Below are 326 nucleotides of genomic sequence, written 5' to 3' on the forward strand. Positions count from 1 at the left end.
AATCAATACAGATATGCTTTTATTAAGAATGCGATAAATGAAAATGAAACTTTTAGAAGTGCAAGTGAGGAAGCAAACATTCAGTTTTCTGAATTTTCGGGTGGTTTTAATAAAACAGACAATTATCACAATGTTATCTTTGATACTGTGACTATGCTGAAGGAAATTCCTTTGTTAAAAGAACTTAAGTTTGGTATATGGATTAGATTTAGTGAAATTTCGCAAGGTATAAATGGGAGAATCGAATTTAACGAAAGCCTTTTCGATAACAATGAAATTGAAAAAATTTTTGAACATTTTATCAATATATTAAAAGCAGTAACAGA

At 28.2% G+C, this 326-nt stretch carries 1 protein-coding gene; it reads left to right on the forward strand.

The window, feature by feature from the left end; genetic code table 11:
• A partial coding sequence (locus tag V7150_RS14360) for a hypothetical protein (RefSeq protein WP_335519384.1) occupies positions 1–326 on the forward strand: 326 nt, incomplete at both ends.

It is taken from the genome of Neobacillus drentensis (genome assembly GCF_036965245.1).
Taxonomy (GTDB): domain Bacteria; phylum Bacillota; class Bacilli; order Bacillales; family Cytobacillaceae; genus Neobacillus; species Neobacillus drentensis_G.